The following is a 26,427-nucleotide window of genomic DNA, read 5'->3' as shown; positions in this document are numbered from 1 at the left end:
TAAGGCAAAGTGGAATGGCAGGAAATATGTCAAAATAGACACATTCTATGCCAGTAGTCAGCTGTGTTCAGTCTGTGGATACCAAAATACAGAGACAAAAAATCTATCAGTAAGGGAATGGACATGTCCTGTCTGTGGAACAAATCATGACAGGGATATCAACGCAGCAAAAAATATACTGGAAGAAGGATTAAGACAAATAGCATAAAAATAACAATATAGGGCAGGGACTGCCCGAATTAACGCCTGTGGAGATAGTAGGTTACGAGGTCTGCGAAGCAGGAAGCCCATTGGCTTTAGACAATGGGGAGTTCACAGAACAGGCTCCGGTCGTGCTGGAAGCTTATGACTGGCTGGTGAAGCACGGACCGGACAGGGCGAATAAACCGGCAGACGTGGAGTATCCGGTATGGGTGTCATTTACCAACGAAGGAACAATGATGAACAGCGAAAATACAGTAATTTTAGAGTTGTCACTGGATCCTGCAATCATTACATCAGTTAATACGGCGTATGTTATTCAAAAGAAGAGTATGTACGAAAAAAATATAAGGAGTCTGCGAAGGTATTTATAAATGCATATGGCTGGTTTGTAAAGGAGGCGCAGCATATAGTTCCAAAACCAGAAGGAGCCGAGTATCCATACTGGGCATTCACAGATCTTTATAATGTGGATCAGACAGGAGATGGACATGTGCTGACGTTAGACGTGCCAATAGGAGAAGCAATCTTGTTCGATATGTTCGACTGGACGAAGATTATGCAGATGCATTATATCGGTGAAAATGAATCGGAAGAAGCAACATTTTCCGAAAAATTGAAAAATATGGGGATGAATGAATTTCAGATTATGACCAGTAATTTTTATCCGGAGCAGAAAGCAAGAATTCAGGAAAGCTGGAAACGTCTGTTTGGTCATCAGCAAGCAATCGAGGCGGGGGATAACAGTGGTGTTCACAGTGTGCAGGCAGGACTGTGGTGCATCAAAGATGAGTGGATTGTAAAAGAATAATCATTGTGAGTTTTCCAAAAATATGCTATAATTACAAAAAATGTCATAATTTGACAATTAGTGACGTATCGCTATATCATCTGGGAGATGACTCCACCTCTATAGGTGGTGAGAAACAAGCTTGTATCAGTGGGGGAGTCAATCCCCCAGCTGATATAGCCTCCGGCAGGGCGCACATTGTCCGGTGGACAATGGTTTTGCGCCGACCGAAACGGAGTGTAGACTTGCAGAGGTGCGCAGTAGAAGTATGTCATGCAATTGCATGACGCGCACCTCGCAGCAAGAATGCCGAGGCATTCTTGAATTTATGTAAGCAATTACTTAACGGATAAGTATAGAAAAATATTATAGCAATAAATATTGATATTGGATGATGAGTATGACTAATAAAAGGAAAAAAGGATTTACATTAGTAGAGCTGATGGTTGTCCTTGTGATTCTTGGGATTATAGCGGCAATTGCAGTACCATTATTTATAAATTATTGGAAAAAAGCAGAGTTTCGCAAAAACGAAGAAAATGCAAAGACAGTTTATCTGGCAGCAGAGTCAAGACTGACTTACTACAGATCTTCCGGACAGTGGGAACAATTTAAAAAAGAGATTCAGGATGCGGTAAAGGACACAGACAGCGAGATCGCACAGAAAGCTGTGTTCAAAGACAATAAGGATATCAGGCTGAATGGCCGCATTTATACAATTAAGCTGAACAAAAGCGCGGCAGATCAGACAAAAGAGAATAATCTGGTCTTGCGTTTGTTGGACGATTATACATATGATAAAGGATTCTTGGATGCCTCTATTTCGATCGAGATTGATATCGAGTCGGGAGAGGTCTATTCTGCGTTCTATGGATCTAGATGTAAAGGACTGAATTATAAGGCAGATGATGTTGATGGTTATTTGACCATGCAGAAGCGTGACTATGATAGCAGAAGTAAGAGACTGCTTGGTTACTATTCTACAGAAGATACCGTCAATACAGTCAATCTCGAGACGAAGCGTCTTCGTATTACAACGATCAATCTTGTAAACAGTGAAAAGTTATCTCTGGACTGGTCCAGTAACGTGGGTGCAGATCTTGGAGTAGATTATGAAGTGTCATTTTATAAAAATGATGATAATACAAAGTTATTTACCTTGAGAGTTTCACCGTTTGACATGGGACAGCAGGGCTGGAGTACAAATGCAAATTCTACGGCAGGTATGGCAACCTTAGAACTGACAAAAGCAGATGGAACAAAAGACACTTCAAATTGGATGTTCCCGGTGACATATAGTGATAACAAATATTCGGTTGTATTGGATGCTATGATGTCTGCAAAAGTACAGGCAGCTTTAGACGGCCAGACAAATGAAAGTGCAAAATCAGAATTAGAGAAGACCTCCAGTACAAGCATTACACGGCTTTCAACAATCGTAACAGCACTGTCAGAACCACAGAATATATATGCAAAAGTAAAAGCGACAGCTTATACAGGTTCTTCTAATATAAATATAAGCCAGGAGTACCGCGACAGTGAACAAGTATCTTCCAATGTGGCGAATACAATGTTCGGGGATAATACAAAAGGAAGTGACATACAGGTAGCAGCATTCCGCCATCTGTCCAATATGCGTTATTATGAGAAGAATCATGACAGCGCAACATTTACATTGACGAATAAGAATATGGACTGGGCATCTGTTGGAACCGGCCTTTATAATTTTAAAGCGGAAGCACAGCCGGATGGAACAAAAGTTGAGAAGCTTGCATGGCGCGAGAATACGAAGACAGAGACAGCGGGATTCCCGTCTATAAAAGAACTTCCAAAAGCTTATGCACTGACCGGAAAAGGCAGCCAGACACTCGTGTCGAATCTGCATCTGGATGAAGAATCTGTGGCAGACGATACGACAACAACCAATCTGAATGTTTCAAGATCAGAGTTCCTTGGTCTGTTTTGTGAGTTAAAAGGAACTGTGAAAGATGTTGTGTTCCGTGACCCGACGCTTATGATCGGTCAGAAAGGTGAGAATGACAGCGCAGGGAATTGTAAGTCACTCAAAGGAGTCGGAATCCTTGCGGGACGAAGCGAAGGCAAACTGACAGAGATTGCTGTTACAAGAACGAAACAAAACTCGAATACCGTTGAAACGAACGTGAAGGTAGATGTATCAAATGCAAATGTATCTGATAACAAGGACACACTCGGTGTTGGAATGTTAGTTGGAGTTCTGGCAAAATATGAAAACGGTACAATACAGACATTGAGTTCCGGAACTGTATCAAATCTTACAATTGAAGGAAAACTGGAAGCGGTTCTTCCAAGTTCTGTAAAACAGACAGATGCGTATGGAATTGGCGGAATTATCGGATATGCAAATCTGAATAATAAAAAAGGAACAATCCAAATCAACGGATGTACGAATGATGCAGATGTATCTGGCAATGTAAATACCGGAGGAATCGTAGGACGGCTGGATGGAACATTCCGTTATAATAATGGCACGAAGTATACAACATCAAAATTAAAACAGAAAGCAGATATTCTGAACTGCAATGACAATGGCTTAATCCTTTGTGACAATATCAGTACACAAAAAGCAGGTAGTACTATTGAGGGAAACTATTTTGGAGGCATTGTAGGCTACGGAAATCAGGCACTTGTATATAATGCGGTCAGTGCTTTGGGACGTTCTGGAAGTTTCCGCTATAGCAGCGATGATCAGAAAGAACTGCTTCAGGGCAGATATGTAGGCGGAATTGCTGGATATGGGGAACACACACTTCTTTCGAATTGTTCTACAGAGAAGAATGGTTATGTACTTGGAGATGAGTATGTAGGCGGAATTGCCGGCGGACTCGGCGGAGGTGTCCCGGATGCAATTCAGGCATCGACAGAAAGCGGTGCTTCTGTAACGGCCAATGCAAGTTATGTGATCGGTAACGGCTATGTTGGTGGAATCGTAGGAGAAAATTCTACGAATGTTACACTTAAGAATTGCATCAATCAAGGCGTTGCAGCAGGATACAAACAGTATGTCGGAGGAATTGTAGGATATAATCAGGCAGATTCTACAATTGCAGACTGCGCAAGCTATCTTTCTGACTATGATAATTCTGTTTACAATATGATCGTTCATAAATGGAAAGCGACAGCAAGCTTTGCCGGAGGAATTGCAGGATATAACGATGGAGCAATCACATTTTCCGATGAAAGCGAAGCAATTACTGTGAAATCCGTATCCAGTATTGTAGTAGGGCTGAATTATGTAGGAGGAATTGCAGGATTTAATGATGAAAATGCGACCATTGATATCCATTATACACTGATTGGCGGCCGTATCTATGCATACGGAAAATGTGCCGGCGGCGCATTTGGGCTGAATGCCTCTGCAAAAGTATTGAATCAGGAACTTACGATCAAACCACAGAGTATTCAGGGACAATATTTTGTTGGTGGTGTGATCGGTGCAAATGTTGTGAACCTGACACAGGATATGACTATGAGCCAGATGCGCACTGATAATATTCTTGGACGTATAACAGGAGAAGCGTTCTGTGGAGGAATTGTTGGCTATCAGAGAACTTATGCTGCCGGTCAGCTTGGAACAGCAGAGCTGAAAAATGTTGCACTTGAAATACTTCCTGGACTGGACTCTAATGGAGTGCCTGCTTACCCGAGAAATACGTTGGCAGTATCACAGAATCCAAACCAGTTGACCATCACGACGACGAACAATATTCCAATCCGTGCAGGGCTGTATGCCGGAGGAATCGTGGGCTATTGCGAGAAAGACAGCCATCTGCTTCTTAAGAACTGTACGAACAGTGGAGACATAGCACAGACAGCGTCTGTCTGGAAAAATGGTGTCGTATTAGGAAGCTATATTGAAAGTAACGAAATTGGCAGAACAAAATCAGAACTGCCATCTGGCGCAGACGGAGTGGACAGTGTGCGTATGCATTTTGCTGGAGGAATTATCAGCGTCAATCTGGAAAATCAGATTATTGACAGCTGCTTTAATACCGGAAATATGTCTGGATATGCTGGAACCGGTGGAGTAGTAGGATTAAACGCAGGTCTTGTATATCAGTGTCAATTACAGCAGCATTTTGGAAATACAGCGCTGAACTATATTGGTGGGATTGCCGGAATCAATGTTGGGGCAAAGAATCAGACAGAAAAAAGCTATAGTTCAGGATCAAACGTTGTTCAGTACACGGCGGGAACAATTCAGAATTGTACAACTGCACAGAACAAGACCGTATCTGGAAGCTCCAATGTCGGAGGTCTGGTCGGCTGGAATCTGAATGATGGAGTTCTGACAAAAAATACGAGCAATGCTAATATTTCTGCATCTGGGAAAGAAAATGTCGGCGGAATTGCTGGACGTAACAATGGAAATATTATAATTGAAAACAGCAGAAGCGTTATTACGCGAAGTGTATCAGCCGGAAATGCAACAGGTGTTGGCGGTCTGGCAGGTATGAATGAGGCGAACGGAACGATTCGGGTTACCGGAGACGGAGAAACGAATGGAGAAATCACTGCGGTAGACGCAGGTCTGTCTGTCAGTGGGTCTTCAAAAGTTGGAGGAATTGTCGGAATCAATCACGGTGTGGTTGGAGAGAATGGTACGGCAGCGTCACCAAAACACCTGGTATGTAAAGCGAAGAACGTCCGCGCATCACATGGTTTTGCCGGAGGAATTGCCGGAGAGACAAATGGAAATGTAATCTGTGCAGTCAACCGTTCAGCAGAAGTAATCGTTTATGAGGGAACGGCCGGAGGAATTACTGCTGTAAATACGAAAGGCAAGGCCATTCAAAACTGTACGAATTATGGAAAAGTAACAAGTAATCATGGTCATGCTTCCGGAATTGCGACAGAGAATGACGGAATGATCAAAGACTGTACCGTAAAAAGCAGTAAATTAACCGAAACAACAGAAATCTACAGCCGTGGCGGCAATGAAATTGGCGCGATTACTTCATTAAATAAAGAAAACGGAATTGTAGAAAACAGCAAAACAGAACGAAATGTGGTGTTGTCCGGAGATGCTTCTATTATAGGAGGATTGGTCGGAGCTAATGAAGGAATTGTCAGAATGGTTGATAGTTCGATCATTCCAAAGGTAGACAGCAGCAAGAGCAATCTGACAGTTGGCGGTGTGGTAGGAGAGAACCGCGAAAATGCAAATGTGACAGGTATTCAGGTGAAAGTAGGCGTGACAACGGACTCTTCTGCACTGATCGGCTTCAAAGATTACCAGTATCTTGGAGGTATTGTAGGGCAAAACAGCGGAACAGTAAGTGACGCAACATTTTCAGGAACAATTGAAGAAAAAAATGGTTCTGCCGGAAACTGTTATGGTGGAATTGCCGGAATCAATATGTCAGGTGCAGAATTAAAGTATTGCTGTGTTGGTAAGATTACGATGACGATCAACGGTGTCTATACTGCTACAAGTACAAGTACTGCAGCGCAGAAAGAGGCATTGGCAACACATGCCGGAGGAATTGTTGGTAAGAATGAAGAAAATGCGGTAATAGACGGCTGTACACTGGAAAATAATGCTGACAGCAAATTGACAGCAAAATACGGTATGCTTGGTGGAGTTGCCGGATTCAATAAAGGTAAGATAACGATGTCCGGAAGCAGTATCACACCTGATGTAATGAACGGTGCAGATACAACCGATGAGCTGGCGGCAAATGCAATCGGACAGGGCTTGAGTGCAGATGGTACTTATGTAAATACTAGAAGTGCAAGTACAATTGAAAATATGAAATATAATGGCGGGACAACGGTATCTGCCGGAAAATTAGAAATGTACATGCTTCATAACGGTAACATAGGAGGTATTACAGCCTATAACGGAACAGCCGGCCAGTTGAGTGAATGCGTATCCGGAAAATGGTTCTTAAATAACAAATCTGAGGCAATCGGAGTTGGTACTGGTGGAATCATTGGTATGAATGAGTCTCAAAAAGATCTGAGCAAACTGGTAAACGGTGCTTTTGTCGGCAGACAGATCGGAAGTGGAGACACGAACCGTTTTGCCGGAGGAATCATCGGAAATCAGAACAATGCTACCGGCAGCGACTGGCTGATTGAAAAATGTATCAATTATGGTACCATTTATTGCTACAACAGCCATTATTCCGGTGGCATTATGGGACAGTGGACCGGAACCGGAGGAACGATCCAGAATTGCCGTAATTATGGAAACCTTCAGACTACATTTGCCGCAAATTGGGTCGGAGCATCCGGCGGTATTGTAGCTCAGCTATACCATGCAAATGAAAATAACGAATATAACATTATCAGTTGTGAGAATTATGGAAGCATTTATAAGAGTGCGGGTTCAGGCGGAAGCGGAGCGAATGACAGTGCAGGAATTTTAGGAAATATTACGACATATCAGGTAAGTAATGTTTCGAATGCAAACCGCTTTACAGTCAGAATATTGGATTGTATGAACGGACCGGGAGTCAGCATTTATTCAAATTCTATGGCTTCAGGAATTTTCGGATTTCTTTCCTGCGATAATGCAAATAGTAATCCAATTATAAAATCTACACCAAATGTTAAAATGCAGATTGAACGATGCAGAAATTATGCGAGACATTTAATCGGAAACAGCTTCGTTGGAGGCATTTTTGGTGCACGTTATGATGGCTGGAGCAACAACACAATTGTGAATGATTGTTATTCACCTAGCTTTGGAAATCGAGATTATAATAAAACAGGAAATCCTATTTATTCGAATGGAATCGTCAGAGGAAGTCAAAACCCGACGTTCATGAGTGCAGAAAATAGAAAAAACAATTTCTTTTATGATGGAATAGGGGAGCGGACTAACAGAAAGCAAGATGGCTATCTGGGCGCAGATTTCACAATCGGAGTTAAGACTATTGAAGGAACAATTATAAAAGGATCTGATCGATCACAGAATATAGTGAGAGTTTCGGATAATAAGCTCAGTTTTGGCAAGATTATAGAGAATACTCAGATTATGAGAAAAGCAGATGACGGAGCATACGTTGTCACACAAATATACTCAGGAGTGAACTCGATCAACGGAGCAAATTGTTGTATAGATCAGGATGGATACATAAAAGACGGTTCAGGTACAAGAATTGGACAGGTGCTTTATTATGTAGGTAATGAGCAGTATCCAAATCATGATAATATTTATTATATTGGAGCAACCATCACAGATCCTTCCAAGAACTTACTTGCATATAATTCCCGTGAAAGTTATCGCCGTCTGGAAGGTGTAGAAAAGGAGAAAAATGAACTCCTTGCACCGGCTTTTGCTGAAGCAAAAGTGGAAACCGGTAAGATCACTGTAAAAGTCGTACCACAGACAATGGACCATGCACGAAATGGAAGCGAACTGTATGATAGCACGACAGCATGCGATCCATTCATGTATGAAGTGCGGGTGGCAAACGGAACGAATGAAAAGATTTACAAGATTTATTCCGAAAACGAAAGCTTTTCTATTTCAAAAGAAATAACAGGAAAGGTAAAGATTTCTGTTCGCGCAGTCAGTATGTTTGACGATGTGGAGCCTTCGAAGTGGTATGATCTGCCGGAACAAAGTATCAACAAAGTACTTCCGGATCCGGATGTAAGGATTGAACTTATTTCAAAACAGAATGCAGATAACAACCATGTTTACCGGTTTGTACTCAATAATCTGGATGAATACAATGCAACAGATGAAAATGGTAACGCTATTTATCCAAACTGGCAGGTGAAGATCAAGGTTGCAGGAATTGGTAATCTGACGCTGAATGCATCGAATCCGACAGGAACAATGAAAGTGGCACACAGAGAAGATGGGGCTTATACTTACCAGATGACAGCCCAGGCATCTACTACAAGTGGAACAACCATGGCAGAGTCGTCCAAAGAGATTTCCACAGCGACACAGCTCCCAGGATACAGACCGCCAATTACTTTGAAGGAATGGAATCCACAGTTGGTACAGAACGTAACGGTTACAGGAACAACACTGGATGACCTTTCGGTAAAAGTCGAGCTGGATGCCAAAAATCAGAAAATGAATACCCCGCCAATCTACCGTGCAGAGTTGATCGGTACGTGGAATGGTGAAGAAAACGTTGTATTTGCAAAAGAAGATATTCTGACCGTATCGGCCGGAAAAGCTTCTGCAACATTTACAAATCTGCCAGAGTACATAGGGCAGGCAAGTAACTTAAGAGTACGTATCTGGTATGCATCTTCTGGTCTTGGTCCGGTATATACTTATTACGATGTAGATGCCAGCCAGATTACAGAAGCAAATGTAAAAGAACTGACAGATGTGGATGAAAATGGAACTGCACAGTGGACGTACTCACACAGCACGATACTGGAAAACTATGCAGGATATTTTACAAATTATCAAAATGTAACATCTAAGCTTTGGGAGTGGCTTCCGGCACCTGTGCTTGAAGGAGCAGATCTGGATACATATCTGGAGCCGGTCATCGGAACCAATGGTGAGATGTTGTATACATTCACATGGGATTCAGATATAGCAGGCACTTCATCATCGGAATATCAGGTGTCTATGACGGGTGTTGACGTATCTGGCAGAGAAGTGAAGATCAATCTTGGTGATGCTTATACAGGAGGCAAGTCACTGACAGTTGATGGTACAGACTGGAATTACTCCAAGATAAAACTGAAAGTGACGCGTGTTGGAAATAATACGTCTGCAGTAAAACAGATTGGCCTTGCAACAACCGGAACTTACAATGTAAAACAAAGACTGGAACAGCCATCACAGTTGACAGCCGAGAATCCGGATACCAATGAATTGATCTACAGATTATCCTGGTCACAGATTACATCAGAGGAAGGCTGTAACGGATATCAGGCATATATACGTGTATATGATGACAAAGAAAAACTTGGTGAAGAGAAAGAACTGGGTACTCAGGTCACAACTGCGCAGAATGCCAGCGGTACATATAGCGAAGATGTGGATCTGGAAGCATATGCAGGTAAGCGTGTAGTCATTTACCTGAAAGCAAAAGCAGCTGCAGACAGTGCGTACCTTGACAGTGTGGCAGGTATTACAAATGAACTTGAAATACCGACCCGTTTGCCGAAACCGAAGGTTACATGGCAGACAAACTGGACACATCACGCGGACAACTATATTGCAGCAGAAGCATTTACAAATGGAGGAATGACCGTTACTCTTACACCGAATGATAATGCCAGCGTACCGCCGGGAGGCAGTGCATATCTGTTAAAGGCTTATGTCTATGACAGCGCGGCAAAAGCAAAAGCGGCAACACAGACAGACCCGGGAGATTATGTTCAGGCATATCCAATCGAAGGGTCAGTTGCACAGATGGAAGTGGCAGATCATAAGTATTCACATGATATGCAAGGACTGTCAATCCAATACGCCGGAAAATGGATTGTATTTTACGCAAGAATTTCATCTGGCGGCGGAAATATCAGTTCCGAGTGGACGAAGTCAGACAGCTACAGACTTCCGTATGTAAAACTTCAGTCACCACAGGTTGAGTCAAATGAAGCCGATACAGAGCTTACGGCAAATGTTTCAACAACACCGGAGGTTGCGGGAGAAGATAAGGTATGGACAGCGAAGCAGACGGTACTGAGCTGGAACAGTGTAGATTGTGCAGATATATTTACACTGAATCTGAATGGAACCATTAAAGATGCGTCAGCCCAGGGAGGTAAGACACAACTGGACAAAAAGGTCCGTATGATAGAAACTGCGGATGGAGTACAGGTTCAGGTATACCGTCTGGTTGAGGTTCAAAAAGAGATAAACGGTGAAATAAGGACTGTGGAAGAATGGCAGTGGGTAACAATTGACGAGAATGACACTGCAAGTCAGTATCCGGAAGGAACACCGGAGACAGAAATCCACCACGAATTCGACATTACCGACTACAGTGTGAAGATTACATCCGCATACAAAGCGGAAAATGGTTCCACACCGACTTACGAACTTACACTTTCAACAAAGCTTGATGTTGTGAAGAATGCAGATGGTACATACAGTTATACCTTGAAGCTTCCGGATGTGTCAGATGTCAAAGCAGAAGATGGAAATGTAGAACATACGAACTTTCATATTTCTAATAGCATGGTCTTTAAGGCAAATGTGACAGAGAATATTGAGGAAGATCAGATCCTTCAGAAGAGTGAGGCTTATGTGGAGTCTGATGAGACGAAGGTGGAGTGGAAGAACAACTAAAGGAGAAAGAATTTATGAAATGTAAAGGCTGGCAGCAATTGCGGGCAAATGCAAAAAACGGAATATCGATGGCACTTGTGCTTTGCGTATCTGCATTTTTTATTGCATTTGCTGCTGCCATCCTGTACACAGCAGGAATGCTGACTGCCCAGTCGAATCAGAGATTAAAAGAAGAACGATGCTATCAACTGGCAAAAAGTTATTCAGATGTGTTGAAAAATGAGCTGACAAAATATGACAAAAAGTATACAGATGATGGAAGCACGGTTGGAGATGGCACTTTTTATGCATTTGCAAATAAATTCCTTGATGATGAAAAATATCTAGAGTATAATTCTGACTATAAAGATAGCACAAAGTACAATTTTGTCGAAGATGGTTCGAATTTGTCTGATATATCTAGTTCTCCGTTGTCAGATAAAGGTTATGGCAACATTTCCGTGACGTTAAAAAAGGAACAGAACAGTGATGAAAATGTAGATAAAATTTTGAGTGGTGGTGAGATTACCGGCTCTTCAGGAGGAGATTATTCCAGTGCGATCAAGAACATTGAGAATACGACAGTCCGCCAGTACATATTTACGGTAGAAGTGACTGCATATTATGAAGATGCTGCTTACACATATCGTACAGAGTATACGAGAGCGGAGAAATATCCGGTCACATTTACACATAATGACAAAACAATTGTGTGGATAGAGAATGCCGGAGGCGGCGGTATATGGAAAGTCGGCAACAGTAGTGGAGGGGTGTATACAATTGAGGATAATACGCCAATCCATTACATGTATAACCGGACAGCATCGACCTCCTGTCGATTTGAAGAGAACATATATCAGGATAGTCAGGAAGGAGGAGATACAAGTGCGGCCAATTAAGAAATCAAGGGCGAATGCCGGCGAAACGTTGGTGGAAGTAGTAGCCAGTATCTTTATATTTCTGATATTAATGGGAATCTTACAGGGGGCAATTACTTATAGCAGTAATTCCCTGAAGAAAAATAAAGAAATTCGAAGTGACAATGCAAAAATCATGGAAGCATTGCAGAATACAGAAGTGACTTCCGTAGAGAACAATAAGAGTATTGATTTTAACGCGACAAACTCCGATATGTCGATCAAAGGAAATCATGTATTTTCAGTAGCAACGGATTTGAATAAAAAAATTGTGACTTATACGGATTCAAAAGGAGAAGAACAGACAATCACATTCTACCTTTATGGAAGTCCGGATGCAGACGCATCACAGAATGAGGAACAGGTACATACAACACCAGAGGGTGGTGGCAATTCGTGAAATTAACAGATAGAAGACAAGCTGGAAAAAGAAAAGAACAATTGTCACATGCGAAGAACCTTGTAAAAGACCGAAAAGGAACAACGCTTGTTGAGACAATGGTCACATTATTTCTCATCAGCATTCTGATGGCAATGGCGGCAAGCGCCTTAAGCTCCGCCTCCAGAATATTTGTCCGGATCCAGAAGACCCAGTATGCACAGTCTGTTTTAGATACAACTATGACGGAACTTCGGACGATCACAAAGGATGCGGCCGGGTATGTAAAATTATATGAAAGAACAACCGCGATGGAAGATAATTATGGTGGTTCAAAGGGGACAAATACAAAAGGAAATGCAATTGAATTCATGACTCCGGAAGGTTTTGTAGAATTAGTATCTGCTAATGGCTGCCCAGAGACAGAAATCCATATAGGCGATAAAGTCACAGGAACAGCAAATGCAGTTGAGACGGGGCAGTTACTGACCCGGTATTACTTTCGAAACAGTAACACCGGACAATATGCCTTTACTCAGGATGGAAAGCCCGTCGCAAGAGCCGTGGCAAATGTGTTCACAAAAGGCTTTTATATGGGCAATTACGTAGAGGTAGAATATTCGTATCCGGCGAAGGTATCGGATGGAAGCAAGATAAGCAGCATTACAGCAAAAGTGACTGTCTATTCGGAGTATGATAAAGCAACAAAAAGTTTAAAAAATGTGATGGCAACTGATACAGAAGTTCTGGAATTCCGCAATCCGATCACAGTAAAAGGAAATGCAGATTCCGCTATCACAGCAATTCATGAATAGATCATATTAATAATGGTATGAACGCTTGCACCGAGGCGTTTATATAGATTCTCAAAAGAAAAAAGCAATAAAGGAGACGAGAAAAATGTTTAAGAAATTAAAAGAGAAAAAAGGATTCACATTAGTAGAGCTGATCGTAGTATTAGTAATTCTGGCAATCCTTGCTGCACTGTTAATCCCAGCACTGACAAAGTATATTGATAAGGCAAAAGAAAAATCAATCACAGCAGAGACACGTCAGGTTGTAATGGCTGCACAGACACTTGTAGATGAAAAATGGGCTGGAGATCAGAAAACACCAATCACAATTGGTGAAAAGGGAACAGGAATTATTTCATACGATGATGTAAAAGATTTAGCAGAAGTAAAAGATGGAACTATTTCAGACGTAACAATTACAGGTGGAAAAATTACACAATTAATATTTACGCATGCAGGAAAGAAGTGTGTATATAATCCAGATGGATCACCAAAATATGCAGTTTCTGCGGATAAATAATTTTAGAAAGGCATGAACTCATGAGCCAACAACAGCAAGAATCAAAAGTTACTCAAATTAAATATCGTTGGATCAAGAGTTTACTTACGATCTTAATTATTATCCTGCTTGCAATAGTGACAGTGATACCCGGAGCGCTCCGACTTTTACATCGGGCAGACGCTCAAGTGGCTCTGGGGCATGCAAAATCGGTGCGGCTGGCGCTCCAGGTAACTGGACAGGAATGCTATGGCAGGAGTGGTACTTTTTTCGACGCTTCCCAGGAGGGAGGCGTCACTGAGAGTATCCGGACAGAAGTGCTTAACTTAAGCAAAGCACCGGGAGATTTCTGGGTGCTTCAGATGGCAGAGGACGGATATACTGTTGAAAAGTTCGTTTACCGGGAAGGTGATTACACCGTCTGGTACACATTAGATTCAAAATCATATACGGTCTACTATGAAGACTATATGGCTGGCAAAGAAGAATAAGACAGATGAGTAGAATAACATGTTAATTGTATTAGAAAGTATTTTATGGGTGATCCGGTTCTTTTTCGGAGCCTGTATCTTTAGTTTTTTGAATGTGGTGATTGACCGCTTGCCAAGAGGAGAGAGTGTGGTAAACGGAAGAAGTCATTGTACGAATTGTGGCAGAGTATTACATGCATGGGAACTGATCCCGTGTGTCAGCTACATCTTCCTGCGCGGACGATGTGCAGGTTGTAAAAGCCGCATTCCGGGAAGAGATTTCTTTGTGGAAGTGATTGGCGGCGCAGCATTTATTGGCTGTGGGATTCGTTATGGCTGTGGCAGTTTTGGATTGTTATCAATGCGTGGTACAGTCATGTTGATTTATTTTGGAATACTACTTGTGGCAGCCCTTATTGATTGGGATACCCAGATCATTTATGATAGATTTCACATTTTTATTTTGATATTAGCAATTGCAAATATATGGCTCGTTCCGGAGCATGGGCTTATGGACAGGCTGATCGGGGCGCTGATCATCTCTGTTCCGATGCTGCTTCTGGCACTTGTGATCCCGGGAGCATTTGGCGGCGGGGATATCAAATTAATGGCGGTTTCCGGAGCATTTCTTGGGACAGGACCGGTAGTGTGCGCCATGTTTTTCGGGCTGCTGACAGGAGGTGCTTACGGAGCATTTATGCTAAAGAGCAAGAAATTAGGAAAAAAAGATGTATTTGCATTCGGACCATTTCTTGCATTCGGACTGGCGCTGGCGGCATTATATGGAGACCAGATCGTTACATGGTATCTGCATTTTTTATAAAGAGAGTAACGGACAGTTACTAAAGAGATAAAAATCAGGTATAGATAAAATAGAAAGAAAGAGGAAGTTCGCACATGGCACGTTTTAAATACGTCGCAAAGGATATGAGTGGCAAGGTTCATAAGGGCACTGTGGAGGCTGCATCCGAGAATGCGCTGACGCAGCAGTTACGGGAAGAGAACCTCTATCTGGTTGAAGCGAAAGATTTAAATGGAGCAAAAAAGCATAAAAAGTTAAAAGCGAAGCAGCTTGCAGCCTTTTGCCGGGAACTGTCCACACTTCTGGCATCAGGTGTCACGCTTGTAAGAGCGCTCGACATCATTTCCGAGCAGGAAGGAATGAACAAAGACGAGCGGGATATTTATAAGGATGTGTTACAGGATTTAAAACGCGGTATCAGTCTGTCTGATGCCATGGAATCCAAGGAATGCTTTCCAGATCTGATGATCGGGATGATCCGTTCCGGTGAGGGAAGTGGTAACCTGGATCTGGTGACACAGAGATTATCGATTCAGTATGAGAAGGATTATAAGCTGACCCAGCAGGTGAAGTCAGCCATGATTTATCCATGTATTTTGCTGGTGCTCTGTGTTGCAATTGTGATTTTGATCGTAACCTTTATTCTGCCACAGTTTCAGAGTCTGTTTGATCAGATGGAAAGCCTTCCAATGATTACGAATATTTTGATCGCAGTTTCCAACTTTCTTGTTCAGAAATGGTACATTGCATTATTGGCTGTTGCAGTGATTATTGCACTGATTCGTATCATTGTCGGAATTCCGTCAGTGCGAAGAGGCGTAGACTGGCTGAAGGTTCATATGTGGGGCTTTGGTAAGTTGTTCAAAGTTGTTTATACGGCACGTTTTGCCAGAACACTGAGCAGCCTTTACTCCAGTGGTATGCCCCTTGTTTCAGCAGTTGGAGTGGCTGCAAAGACGATTGGAAATGGTTATGTAGAGTCGCAGTTTGACGAAGTTATCACAATGGTCCGCGGCGGGGTTCCGCTTTCACAGGGGCTGCGTGAAGTAGACGGATTGCTAAAAAAACTCTCCAGCACGATTCTGGTCGGAGAAGAAAGCGGACGTCTGGATGTGATGCTGGATTCCATTGCAGAGACATTGGAATCGGATGCAGAACAGGCTACAAAGCGGATGGTCACGCTTCTGGAGCCAATCTTGATTATATTTATGGCGCTGATCGTCGGCTGTATTATGATTGGAGTTATGCTTCCAATCTATCAGTCTTACTCAACGATCGAAAATGCGTAATTACGAAGGAGGAACTTACAGGTGAGCGATACTGTTATTGTTTTACAGGAAGAATGTATTTTGGCTGCAAGTGGAAAAGCAGGACGAAGACCAAAAATCAGCAGGACAGACATGATCCCGACCGAAGTTCATACAGACCCTTTTGAACAGTGGAAAAGGGCGCTTCTTGCATATAAGGCAAAGGAACATCCAGGTTCTGTAAAGCTTGTGCTTCCATCTAATTATTCATCCGCACGAATTTCACAGATTCCGTTTGCGACAGGTAAGCAGCTTGCAAAGATGGCAGAACATGTTGTTTCAGAGTCTGCAGCAGAAGGAATTGTAGATTATGGTATTACATATGCAGATAAAAAGCAGGGCGTGACCGTATGCTGTGCCAGCGTAGAAGAAAATATTTGTAACAGGCTTTTAACAATGTGTGAGGAGATAAATCTTCCGGTGCGTGCAATTACTGTGCCGATGGAAGCATACTTAAGAGGGCTGTCCCAGTTAAAGACTTATGCCAACAAGACGGCTATCTTCTTGTTTTTTGAGGACTCTGGTATGACCAGTATCCTGTATAAGAACGGAGTATATCTGTATTCTACAAGAAGCCGTATCTTCAGCGAGCGCGGGACGCTGGATTTTGGGACAGAGATTGTCCGGAACATTTCCGGTATCGTACAGTTTTACGCAACGACGACGTCTGGAATCCCGATTACAGACATTTATTATGCAGGCTGTATGGAGGATGATTTTGAAGTATGTCTCAATGGAATCCATATGATGAACCTTCAGGCGGCTTTGCTTCAGGTGGATGCGGTTTATGAAGCCCAGGGAAATCCAGAGGACTGGCTTGTGTGTGCCGGAGCATTGGTGGATGATAAGACGAAGCAGGTCAATCTCTATCAGAAATGGAAGAAGTCCGGCGGTATGGACAAAGTGGTGGAGAAAGAAAGCTTTGTAAAACATATCGTCCCACCGGTGATCACATTGGCTGTATGTATGGCGTTATTTGGAGCAGTATCTGTCTGGAATCTGCTTGAGAGGAAGAAGATTGATGACATCAATGACTGGATCAACGACAGTCAGATCCAGCAGCAATATCAAGAGGCAGATGAGGTCATGAAAGAGAGCGAGCGTTTAGTCGAGCAGAAACAGCAGGTGGAGCAGATGAAGCAGAATCTGGCAACTTATCCGGATCTGGATGCAGATATAATAGCCAGAATCGTGGATGTCAGCGGAAGCAACATGAATGTGGAAGTTAAGTCCATGGATGCAGAAACAGGACTTCTTACATTTCATGCGGTGAGCAGTGCAGTCATTGATATTCCGGGATATGTCAATAAACTAACGCAGACAGGATTATTTTCAAGTGTAGATTATAGCGGCTATCAGTATCAGGACGGCGAATACACGCTGGATCTGTCCTGTATACTAAAGGCTGTAGATGCAGGAGGTGACAAGTAATGAAGCTGGAAACAGAATTAAAACCAGGGGATATTGTATTATTAAAAGTGCTTGCCTGCATATTGATCTTATTTTTTACACTTCGCTTTCTTGTATTTCCGGGGTTGGAGAAGAACCAGGATCTGCAGAACGAGAAAGAACAAGTAGAGCAGACGAAGCAGGAGATGCAGGATACAATCAAACAAAAGAGTATTGTTGAGAAGAAAATCGTAAAGCAAAAAGCAGAGCTTGTGGATGCTTCTCAGGGATTTTATGGTCTGCTTGAGAATCAGCAGGTCGATGAACTGGTGACAGGAATTGCGTTAAAGCACAATTTAAAACCAGTGTATCTTAAAATCGAAGGAACCGAAGCAGGAGTACCGGCAGCTTATCAGACTGTCACACAGACGGACGAGTCCGGTGCCCAGACGGCAAAGTCTGCACAGGAGGAACTGGATGAGAACAATCAGGAGTCTTCGTCTGAGACAGATTATGAACCGGAAGTTGTCTTGCAGTATGTAAATACAACGACGGTATCCATGACTTTACAGGGAAATGAGCCGCAGATCCGGGAAATGTTAGATGATATTGCAAAAAATTATCCGGGCGTACAGGTGCGTTCCTTTGATATGAATGAAAATACTTATGTAGATTCCAGTCTGCAGCAGATTTCACAGAATAACTGCGAGTGTGTACTGGCTGTCTATACTTGCGGGCAGCTTGGTACTACTGCATCCGGAGAGGAGAACTAGAAGTGAGAACGAATCTGAGAATTGGAGAAATCCTGGAAGATAAAGGGTATGTCACCGCAGAGCAGATCGGACAGGCTCTTGCGTATCAAAAAGAGCATAGAGATAAACGAGTCGGCCAGATATTGATGGAGTTGGGATTTGTAACCGAGAATCAGGTATTAGAGGCATTGGCAGACAGACTACATCTTGAGATTGTAGATGTGGCGCAAATCCCAGTCAATCTTAAGGCAGTCGGAATGATCAATCGTGAGCTGGCAGAGAAGAATCTGATTCTTCCGGTCAGTGTAAAAGAGCATAGTATGGTTCTTGTGACCAATGATCCACTGAATTATTTTGCCCTGGAAGAAGTCAGACAGCAGACAGGCTGCCACCTTGAAATTCAACTCAGTGAGGAAGCACCATTAAAAAAAGCAGTATCTTATTATTATGCAGAGGTTCATGCAAGAAAAGCAGCAAAGCAGGCAAATGTAGGATTCTCAACAACCGATATAGATGAGCTGGAAATCGAAAATCTGGATAATCCGGATGAAGCACCGATCATTCAGCTTCTTAATAGCCTGATCGAGCGTGCAATTAAAGCGGAAGCCAGTGATATTCATATTGAACCATTTGAGCAGGAGACAAATGTGCGGATGCGTATTGATGGTGTGGTATCGGAATATGTTAAGATACAGAAAAATATTCACGGACCACTGATTGCCCGTATTAAGATTCTGGCAAATCTGGACATTGCAGAAAAGAGAATCCCACAGGATGGACATTTTCGGGTAGCACTTGGAGATGGACAACAAGTCAATATCCGTGTATCGGTACTTCCGACCGTATTTGGTGAGAAGGCAGTATTGCGTATTATGGCAGCAACGTCTCATCTGGATCATGCAGATCATTTTGGAATGGATGAGTACAGTTATAACCTGTTCAGACCGCTTCTGGATTATCCGAATGGAATCATTTATATTACAGGACCGACTGGAAGTGGAAAATCTACGACACTTTATATGATATTAGATTACCTGTCAGGCAGACAAGTGAACATTTCTACTATTGAAGACCCGGTGGAGAAGAATTTGTCTGGAATTAACCAGACACAGGTCAATCCGACAGCAGGACTTACATTTGATGTAGGACTTCGTGCCCTTATGCGTCAGGATCCGGATATTATCATGGTTGGCGAGACCCGTGACGGTGAGACTGCCGGAACGTCTGTCCGCGCTGCTATTACCGGACATATGGTGCTTAGTACACTTCATACTAACGATGCGGTGTCAAGTATTGTGAGACTGGAAGACATGGGAGTTGAGACTTATCTGGTCGCAAACTCTCTCGTAGGTCTGATCGCACAGCGTCTGCTCCGTAAAGTCTGCCAGAACTGTGCAAAAGAAGTAGAGACGACAGAGCAGGAGAGGATTCTTCTGGGAGAAGATGTGCGTACAGTCAAACGTGGTATGGGCTGCTCTCAGTGCAACCATACTGGATACAGGGGACGTATCGCAGTGCATGAGATCCTGGCAATTAACCAGGATATCCGAAGAATGATTATGGAGCATGAATCCGTGGAAAATATCACAAAATATGCAAGAGAATATCAGCATATGCGCACGCTGAAAGAAAGCGGACTGATTCTTGTAAAAGAAGGAGTCACGACACCGGAAGAATTGATGAAGATCAGCTATGAATAAATTGCAGAATAAGAAGATAGGATAGGGGAGAAGAATATGTTAGATCGAAGACAGATTCATACAGTGATCGATACGCTTATCAGGGAGGCAAGGATACGTTCGGTCTCCGATATTCATATTACAGAGGGGATGCATGTGTGGTACAGGATTCACGGGTGCCTGACACAGGCCAGGGACGTATTGAAGGAGTATGATATCCGTGAAGTACTTCTTGGAATGATGAATGAGAAGCAAAGAAAGCAGTTCGAAGATGGTCAGGATGTGGATTTTGCCTGGCAGACCACCGATGGCTGCCGCCAGCGAGTGAATATTTTCTGTGAACAGAAAAAAATCGCAGCAACGATCCGGCTGCTGAATCAACATATTCCGACTCTGGAAGAACTCAAAATTCCAACGACATTGTATCAGCTTTCCGAGGAGCCAAGAGGAATTATCCTTGTTACCGGACCGACAGGAAGTGGTAAATCAACAACTCTTGCAGCGGTCATTGAGGCTATGAATCAGAAGTATGACAGACATATTATTACGATCGAAGATCCAATTGAGTATGTCTACGAGTGCAAGAAATCTCTGATCCATCAAAGAGAGGTGGGTCAGGATGTGACGAATTTTGCTTCCGCACTTCGAAGTGCCCTGCGTGAAGACCCGGATGTGATTCTGGTAGGAGAAATGCGCGATTATGAGACAATCTCAGCAGCACTTCTTGCGGCAGAAACAGGACATCTTGTATTGTCTACACTTCATACGACAGGTGCAGCCCAGACGGTGGAGCGTATCATTGACGCCTGCCCGGCAGAAAGCCAGAACCAGGTGCGTATCCAGCTTGCCGGTACCTTAAAGGGAATCATAAGCCAGTGCCTGATTCCATGTGGAGGGGGTATGACCCGTGTACCTGCAACCGAATTCCTGACAGGTTCTGATGCCATCCTGAACCTGATACGTGAAGGAAAAACGCACCAGATTTCCGCTATGATGCAATCTTCAGCGGCGAGCGGGATGCATACACTGAATATGGATCTTTCCAGATTGATGCAACAGGGATATATTACAAGAGAAGAAGCAATGAAATTTACTAATAATAAAGCGGAGTTAACACAGTATATGTAAGTAAAACAAAAAACACGCTATTATGTATAGGACCGTCACAAGAGGTGATAGGTCCTTTTTTCATATAATAGGAAATTGCACATTCTTTGTTCTACAAAAAAGAATTGAGATATTAGTAATGCTTCCGGCACCAACGCTCAAGTAGATTGATGAGCGAATAGAGAAGTGTTGCCATGAGACAGAGAAGAAGGATACTCATAAGAAGCCAATCCATCTTAAAGACCTGGCTCGCGTAGATGATCAGATATCCAAGCCCTTCTCTGGCAGCCAGAAATTCACCGATGATCACGCCTACGAGGCAGAGTCCGATGTTGACTTTCATGTTACTGATGATTGCCGGAAGAGAAAAAGGAAGTACGACCTTTAGAAGCGCGTGCCTCCGATTTCCACCCAGTGTATAGATGAGTTTCAGTTTTCCTGGATCGACGGTCATAAAACTGGTGTATAAGTTCAGAATGCTTCCAAAGATTGCTACAGACATTCCGGCGACGATAATTGTTGTTTTTGTTGCTCCAAGCCAGACAATAAGAAGTGGTGCCAGTGCAGACTTCGGCAGACTGTTCAGTACTACCAGGTAAGGATCCAGGATCTCTGATAACCGTCTGCTGAACCAAAGAAGAATGGTAACCAGAATGCTGGTGGCAGTGACGAGCAGGAAGCTTAAGATTGTCTCGTATAGTGTGACATTGGTGTGCAGAAAAATGCTTTTATCCAGCACCATGCCCCAGAAACATAGTGCAATCTTTGACGGGCTGCTAAAGATGAAGGAGTCGATGATACCTAAATTTGCAGTGAATTCCCAAAGAAAGAGAAAACTGAAAAGAATCAGAATCCGGGAGATACCGACAATGCATTTGTGCTTCTTTTGCTGTTTCAGATAGTTGATCTGATTTTCAGAAAGTTCATTTAAAAATTCAGTCATCTGTATTCAGCTCCTTCCATATTAAGTTGAAGTAATGTTTGAATTCCGGGGAGTTCCGGCGGTTCAAAGGAGTATCCTGTTCCAAATCAAAAATGAGTGGAACAGTCTGACGTATATTAGCCGGGCGTCCGGAAAGGACAATGATCCGGTCGGCAAGGGAGATGGCTTCTGACAGGTCGTGTGTTACAAGAACGGCTGATTTTCCTTCCTGCCGGATGATCTGACCAATATCGTCCCCGACATTTAAGCGGGTCTGATAGTCCAATGCGGAAAATGGTTCATCCAACAGTAGGAGATCTGGATCCAGAACGAGCGTACGGATCAGGGCGGCCCGCTGGCGCATGCCGCCGGAAAGTTCCGAGGGCCTTGCATTTTCAAACTGTTTCAGCCCATAGATGTCTAAAAGATTATGTGCCTTTTCCCGGGTCCTTGCAGTCAGCATATGCTGAATTTCCAGTCCTAAAATAACATTATTGTAAATGGTCCGCCATTCGAAAAGTTCATCATGTTGTAACATATAGCCTACATTTGTAGTGCTTTCGTGAAGGTATTTCCCATTGATTTTAATGAAGCCTTTTTCCGGTATGAGAAGTCCGGCAATAATAGAAAGAAGCGTTGACTTTCCGCAACCCGAAGGTCCGACGATGGCAACGAATTCTCCTTTATTCAGGATAAAGGAGATGCCATTTATGGCAGGAGTTTCTCCGTCCGGATTGTGGTAAGCATAGTGAATATTCTTAAGTTCCAGTACTTGATCCATGGAAACCTCCGCAAATGATAATCCTATATCTTATCATATGTATCTTGAAAGAAAATGTGTGGTCAGTTTTATATCAAACGAAAAATGTATTTTTTGTGGTCATAAAATGGTTCATAAATGGTTCATAAATATGGATTTTCCCTTGTCATCTTGTTATGAAAAAGTTATAATTGCATGTGAGTACGCAAGATAGGAACGATGAGTATGAATTATCAAAAAGAATTAGACAAGTTATTGGATACGCTGACAAAAGAAGGGCGTGTTCCAAGGCTTCTGTTACACAGTTGCTGTGCTCCATGCAGCAGTTATGTGTTAGAGTATCTGAGCAATTATTTTGAAATCACAGTGTTCTACTATAATCCGAATATTTATCCGGAGACAGAGTATACGAAGCGGATTCTGGAACAACAGAAACTGATCGATGATATGAATTTCAAATATCCGGTCAGCTTTGTAGCGGGAGAATATGAGAAAGAGAAATTTTACGAGATGGCCAGGGGACTTGAGGAGGTCAAAGAAGGCGGCTCCCGGTGCATGAAATGTTATGAGCTGCGTCTCAGAGAGACTGCAGAGATTGCAAAAGCAGGAGAATATGACTATTTTACAACCACGCTTAGCATCAGTCCACTGAAGAATGCAGCAAAGCTCAATGAAATCGGGCAGAGTCTGGCAAAAGAATATGGTGTGGAATATTTGATTTCAGATTTTAAGAAGAAAAATGGTTACAAGCGTTCCACAGAACTGTCAAAAATTTATGGTTTGTACAGACAGGATTACTGTGGTTGTGAATTTTCCCAGAGACAACGAAAGTAAGACACTGTTGACTTTAGATAAAAATATGGTACACTTTTATACAGTACAGTATTAAATGACGGAAAGGAAGAGATTATGGCACAATTATGGGGAGGTCGTTTCACAAAAGAGACTGACCAGTTAGTATATAAGTTCAATGCATCTATCTCATTTGACCAGAGATTTTATGAGCAGGATATCAAAGGAAGTATGGCACATGTTACCATGCTTGCAAAGCAGGGAATCCTGACCGATGCAGAAAAAGAGACAATTATTACAGGACTTCAGGGGATTCTTGATGATGTGAAATCAGGAAAACTTAAGATTACTGATAAATATGAAGATATTCACAGTTTTGTTGAGGCAAACCTGATCGACCGTGTGGGAGATGCGGGTAAGAAGCTTCATACAGGGCGAAGCAGAAATGATCAGGTTGCACTGGATATGAAGCTTTATATCCGTGATGAAGTGCAGGAGACAGATGCACTGATCAAGGAGATGTTAGAGGCGATTCTTGAAATTATGGAGAATAACCTTGAGACATATATGCCGGGATTCACACATTTACAGAAAGCACAGCCAATCACACTGGCTCACCACATGGGTGCGTATTTTGAGATGTTCAAAAGGGATCATGAGCGTATGAAAGACATTTATACAAGAATGAATACATGTCCGCTTGGATCTGGAGCTCTTGCAGGAACGACTTACCCATTAGACCGTGCCTATACAGCAAAGCTTCTTGGATTTGACGGACCAACTATGAACAGTATGGATGGTGTTTCTGACAGAGATTATCTGATTGAGTATTTGTCAGCGCTTTCCATGATTATGATGCATCTGAGCCGTTTCTCAGAGGAAGTGATCATCTGGAATTCTAATGAATATAAGTTTGTTGAGATTGATGATGCTTATAGTACCGGAAGCAGTATTATGCCGCAGAAGAAGAATCCGGATATTGCAGAGCTTGTAAGAGGTAAGACTGGACGTGTCTATGCTGCACTGACCGGACTTCTTGTTACAATGAAAGGAATTCCGCTTGCATACAACAAAGACATGCAGGAAGATAAAGAACTTCCATTTGATGCAATCGATACAACAAAAGGATGCTTACAGTTATTTGCAGGCATGCTTCGTACGATGACATTTAAGAATGACCGCATGGAAGAGAGTGCAAAGCACGGATTTACAAATGCGACAGATGCAGCGGATTATCTTGTGAATCACGGAGTACCATTCAGAGACGCACACGGAATCGTAGGTCAGCTTGTACTTCTCTGCCTGGATAAGAAGATTCCGCTTGACGATCTTCCACTTGAGGAATATAAGAAGATTTCTCCGGTATTCGAGGAGGATATCTATGAGGCAATCAGCCTGAAGACTTGCGTGGAGAAGCGTAACACCACAGGTGCGCCGGGTGTGAAGCCGATGCAGGAAGCAGTAGACAGTTATAAGAAGTATATGGCAGAATATTAAGATACATAATCTGCAGGAAGATAGAAGGGAGAAAAACGATGAATCAGAAATTAAGAGTCGGAATATTAGGAGCAACAGGAATGGTTGGACAGCGCTTTATTGCACTTCTGGAGAACCACCCATGGTTCGAGGTTGTAACAGTTGCAGCCAGCCCGAGATCAGCAGGCAAGACATATGAAGAAGCAATCGGAGACCGCTGGAAAATGGATACACCGATGCCGGAAGGAGTTAAGAAACTGATCGTTGCGAATGTTAATGAAGTCGAGAAAGTAGCTTCTTCTGTAGACTTTGTATTTAGTGCAGTTGATATGACAAAAGACGAGATTCGCGCAATCGAGGAAGCGTATGCGAAGACAGAGACACCGGTTGTCTCCAATAACAGTGCACACCGCTGGACAAAAGATGTTCCGATGGTAGTGCCGGAGATTAACTCAGACCACTTTGAACTGATCAATGATCAGAGAAAACGTCTCGGCACAACTCGCGGATTTATTGCAGTAAAACCAAACTGCTCTATCCAGAGTTACACACCTTGCCTTGCAGCATGGAAAGAGTTCGGACCAAAAGAAGTTGTTGCTACAACATATCAGGCAATTTCCGGAGCAGGTAAAACATTCAAAGAGTGGCCGGAGATGGTAGAGAATATTATTCCATACATCGGTGGAGAGGAAGAAAAGAGCGAGCAGGAGCCGCTTCGTGTTCTTGGAACATATGAGAACGGACAGATCACACTTGCAGATGCTCCGAAGATTACATGCCAGTGTCTGCGTGTGCCGGTTCTGAACGGACATACAGCCGCAGTATTTATCAACTTTGAGAAGAAACCTACAAAAGAGCAGCTTATTGAGAAACTGGAAAGCTTCAAAGGATTTCCGCAGGAGGCAGGACTTCCAAGTGCACCAAAGCAGTTTGTCCGCTACATGGAAGAGGATAACCGTCCACAGGTAAGATTAGACGTAGACTATGAGAACGGAATGGGTGTATCCATCGGACGTCTCAGAGAAGATTCTATGTTCGACTTTAAGTTCGTAGGACTTTCACACAATACAGTCCGCGGAGCAGCAGGCGGAGCTGTACTCTGCGCAGAAGCACTGACGGCAAAAGGATATATTCAGGCAAAATAA

20 protein-coding genes are annotated in these 26,427 nt (G+C 42.9%); 18 read left to right on the top strand and 2 right to left on the bottom strand.

What is annotated here, in order from left to right; genetic code table 11:
- From G593_RS0108870 to G593_RS0108795, 15 genes are all read left to right on the top strand, one after another.
- A partial coding sequence (locus tag G593_RS0108870; protein ID WP_029731445.1) for a zinc ribbon domain-containing protein occupies positions 1 to 208 on the top strand: 208 nt, incomplete at its 5' end.
- 82 nt (positions 209 to 290) lie between these two features.
- Entirely contained in the window at positions 291 to 575 is a 285-nt protein-coding gene (locus tag G593_RS18545) for a DUF3841 domain-containing protein (RefSeq protein WP_029731444.1), read from the top strand.
- A gap of 119 nt (positions 576 to 694) precedes the next feature.
- On the top strand, positions 695 to 1,012 hold the full coding sequence (locus tag G593_RS0108860; RefSeq protein WP_442852371.1) for a DUF3841 domain-containing protein: 318 nt from the start codon (positions 695 to 697) through the stop codon (positions 1,010 to 1,012).
- 379 nt (positions 1,013 to 1,391) lie between these two features.
- Positions 1,392 to 11,258, top strand: a complete 9,867-nt coding sequence (locus tag G593_RS18540; protein ID WP_049946474.1) for a type II secretion system protein — start codon at positions 1,392 to 1,394, stop codon at positions 11,256 to 11,258.
- A 14-nt stretch (positions 11,259 to 11,272) separates the two neighbouring features.
- On the top strand, positions 11,273 to 12,136 hold the full coding sequence (locus tag G593_RS0108845) for a hypothetical protein (protein WP_029731442.1): 864 nt from the start codon (positions 11,273 to 11,275) through the stop codon (positions 12,134 to 12,136).
- A complete protein-coding gene (locus tag G593_RS0108840; protein ID WP_029731441.1) occupies positions 12,123 to 12,554 on the top strand; it encodes a type II secretion system protein in 432 nt (143 codons plus the stop codon). The genes G593_RS0108845 and G593_RS0108840 overlap by 14 nt, the downstream gene beginning before the upstream one ends.
- Positions 12,551 to 13,348, top strand: coding sequence for a prepilin-type N-terminal cleavage/methylation domain-containing protein (locus tag G593_RS0108835; protein WP_029731440.1), 798 nt, complete (start codon positions 12,551 to 12,553; stop codon positions 13,346 to 13,348). The genes G593_RS0108840 and G593_RS0108835 overlap by 4 nt, the downstream gene beginning before the upstream one ends.
- A gap of 85 nt (positions 13,349 to 13,433) precedes the next feature.
- A complete protein-coding gene (locus G593_RS0108830; RefSeq protein ID WP_005336182.1) occupies positions 13,434 to 13,847 on the top strand; it encodes a prepilin-type N-terminal cleavage/methylation domain-containing protein in 414 nt (137 codons plus the stop codon).
- A gap of 20 nt (positions 13,848 to 13,867) precedes the next feature.
- Positions 13,868 to 14,317, top strand: coding sequence for a hypothetical protein (locus G593_RS0108825; RefSeq protein ID WP_005336183.1), 450 nt, complete (start codon positions 13,868 to 13,870; stop codon positions 14,315 to 14,317).
- A gap of 19 nt (positions 14,318 to 14,336) precedes the next feature.
- On the top strand, positions 14,337 to 15,119 hold the full coding sequence (locus G593_RS0108820) for a prepilin peptidase (RefSeq protein WP_005336184.1): 783 nt from the start codon (positions 14,337 to 14,339) through the stop codon (positions 15,117 to 15,119).
- Positions 15,120 to 15,193: 74 nt separating this feature from the next.
- A complete protein-coding gene (locus tag G593_RS0108815) occupies positions 15,194 to 16,387 on the top strand; it encodes a type II secretion system F family protein (protein ID WP_022278622.1) in 1,194 nt (397 codons plus the stop codon).
- A 21-nt stretch (positions 16,388 to 16,408) separates the two neighbouring features.
- Complete coding sequence (locus tag G593_RS0108810; protein ID WP_005336186.1) at positions 16,409 to 17,836, top strand: hypothetical protein; 1,428 nt, start codon at positions 16,409 to 16,411, stop codon at positions 17,834 to 17,836.
- Complete coding sequence (locus G593_RS0108805) at positions 17,836 to 18,567, top strand: hypothetical protein (RefSeq protein ID WP_005336187.1); 732 nt, start codon at positions 17,836 to 17,838, stop codon at positions 18,565 to 18,567. Before G593_RS0108810 ends, G593_RS0108805 begins: the two co-directional genes overlap by 1 nt.
- A 2-nt stretch (positions 18,568 to 18,569) precedes the next feature.
- Positions 18,570 to 20,246 carry a GspE/PulE family protein gene (locus G593_RS0108800; protein ID WP_029731438.1) on the top strand — a complete coding sequence of 559 codons (1,677 nt, stop codon included), beginning with the start codon at positions 18,570 to 18,572 and terminating at the stop codon, positions 20,244 to 20,246.
- Positions 20,247 to 20,282: 36 nt separating this feature from the next.
- A complete protein-coding gene (locus G593_RS0108795) occupies positions 20,283 to 21,353 on the top strand; it encodes a type IV pilus twitching motility protein PilT (RefSeq protein WP_005336192.1) in 1,071 nt (356 codons plus the stop codon).
- A 112-nt stretch (positions 21,354 to 21,465) separates the two neighbouring features.
- Here G593_RS0108795 and G593_RS0108790 read toward each other — a convergent pair whose 3' ends face one another.
- Together G593_RS0108790 and G593_RS0108785 are read right to left on the bottom strand one after the other, a co-directional pair.
- On the bottom strand, positions 21,466 to 22,275 hold the full coding sequence (locus G593_RS0108790) for an ABC transporter permease (protein ID WP_005336194.1): 810 nt from the start codon (positions 22,273 to 22,275) through the stop codon (positions 21,466 to 21,468).
- A complete protein-coding gene (locus G593_RS0108785; protein ID WP_005332946.1) occupies positions 22,268 to 23,035 on the bottom strand; it encodes an ABC transporter ATP-binding protein in 768 nt (255 codons plus the stop codon). The genes G593_RS0108790 and G593_RS0108785 overlap by 8 nt, the downstream gene beginning before the upstream one ends.
- A gap of 204 nt (positions 23,036 to 23,239) precedes the next feature.
- Between G593_RS0108785 and G593_RS0108780 the strand changes: the two genes are divergently transcribed.
- The 3 genes from G593_RS0108780 (at position 23,240) to asd (ending at position 26,427) form a co-directional block, all read left to right on the top strand.
- On the top strand, positions 23,240 to 23,848 hold the full coding sequence (locus G593_RS0108780) for an epoxyqueuosine reductase QueH (protein WP_005336198.1): 609 nt from the start codon (positions 23,240 to 23,242) through the stop codon (positions 23,846 to 23,848).
- Positions 23,849 to 23,923: 75 nt separating this feature from the next.
- Entirely contained in the window at positions 23,924 to 25,303 is a 1,380-nt protein-coding gene (argH, locus tag G593_RS0108775; RefSeq protein ID WP_029731437.1) for an argininosuccinate lyase, read from the top strand.
- 38 nt (positions 25,304 to 25,341) lie between these two features.
- A complete protein-coding gene (gene asd / locus G593_RS0108770) occupies positions 25,342 to 26,427 on the top strand; it encodes an aspartate-semialdehyde dehydrogenase (RefSeq protein WP_029731435.1) in 1,086 nt (361 codons plus the stop codon).

This window comes from Dorea sp. AGR2135 (genome assembly GCF_000420885.1).
In the GTDB taxonomy this organism is placed as follows: Bacteria; Bacillota; Clostridia; order Lachnospirales; family Lachnospiraceae; genus Dorea; species Dorea formicigenerans.
Note: the sequence above shows the minus strand (reverse complement) of the source record. Positions and strands in the feature narration are given on the sequence as shown.

Bases quoted from the DNA above. Each gene is read 5' to 3' on its own strand.
- G593_RS0108805 (WP_005336187.1), top strand. From the start codon at position 17,836: ATGAAGCTGGAAACAGAATTAAAACCAGGGGATATTGTATTATTAAAA.
- G593_RS0108845 (WP_029731442.1), top strand. From the start codon at position 11,273: ATGAAATGTAAAGGCTGGCAGCAATTGCGGGCAAATGCAAAAAACGGA.
- G593_RS0108795 (WP_005336192.1), top strand. From the start codon at position 20,283: ATGTTAGATCGAAGACAGATTCATACAGTGATCGATACGCTTATCAGG.
- G593_RS0108785 (WP_005332946.1), bottom strand. From the start codon at position 23,035: ATGGATCAAGTACTGGAACTTAAGAATATTCACTATGCTTACCACAAT.
- G593_RS0108830 (WP_005336182.1), top strand. From the start codon at position 13,434: ATGTTTAAGAAATTAAAAGAGAAAAAAGGATTCACATTAGTAGAGCTG.
- G593_RS0108820 (WP_005336184.1), top strand. From the start codon at position 14,337: ATGTTAATTGTATTAGAAAGTATTTTATGGGTGATCCGGTTCTTTTTC.
- G593_RS0108825 (WP_005336183.1), top strand. From the start codon at position 13,868: ATGAGCCAACAACAGCAAGAATCAAAAGTTACTCAAATTAAATATCGT.
- G593_RS0108815 (WP_022278622.1), top strand. From the start codon at position 15,194: ATGGCACGTTTTAAATACGTCGCAAAGGATATGAGTGGCAAGGTTCAT.
- asd (WP_029731435.1), top strand. From the start codon at position 25,342: ATGAATCAGAAATTAAGAGTCGGAATATTAGGAGCAACAGGAATGGTT.
- G593_RS0108780 (WP_005336198.1), top strand. From the start codon at position 23,240: ATGAATTATCAAAAAGAATTAGACAAGTTATTGGATACGCTGACAAAA.
- G593_RS0108790 (WP_005336194.1), bottom strand. From the start codon at position 22,275: ATGACTGAATTTTTAAATGAACTTTCTGAAAATCAGATCAACTATCTG.
- argH (WP_029731437.1), top strand. From the start codon at position 23,924: ATGGCACAATTATGGGGAGGTCGTTTCACAAAAGAGACTGACCAGTTA.
- G593_RS18540 (WP_049946474.1), top strand. From the start codon at position 1,392: ATGACTAATAAAAGGAAAAAAGGATTTACATTAGTAGAGCTGATGGTT.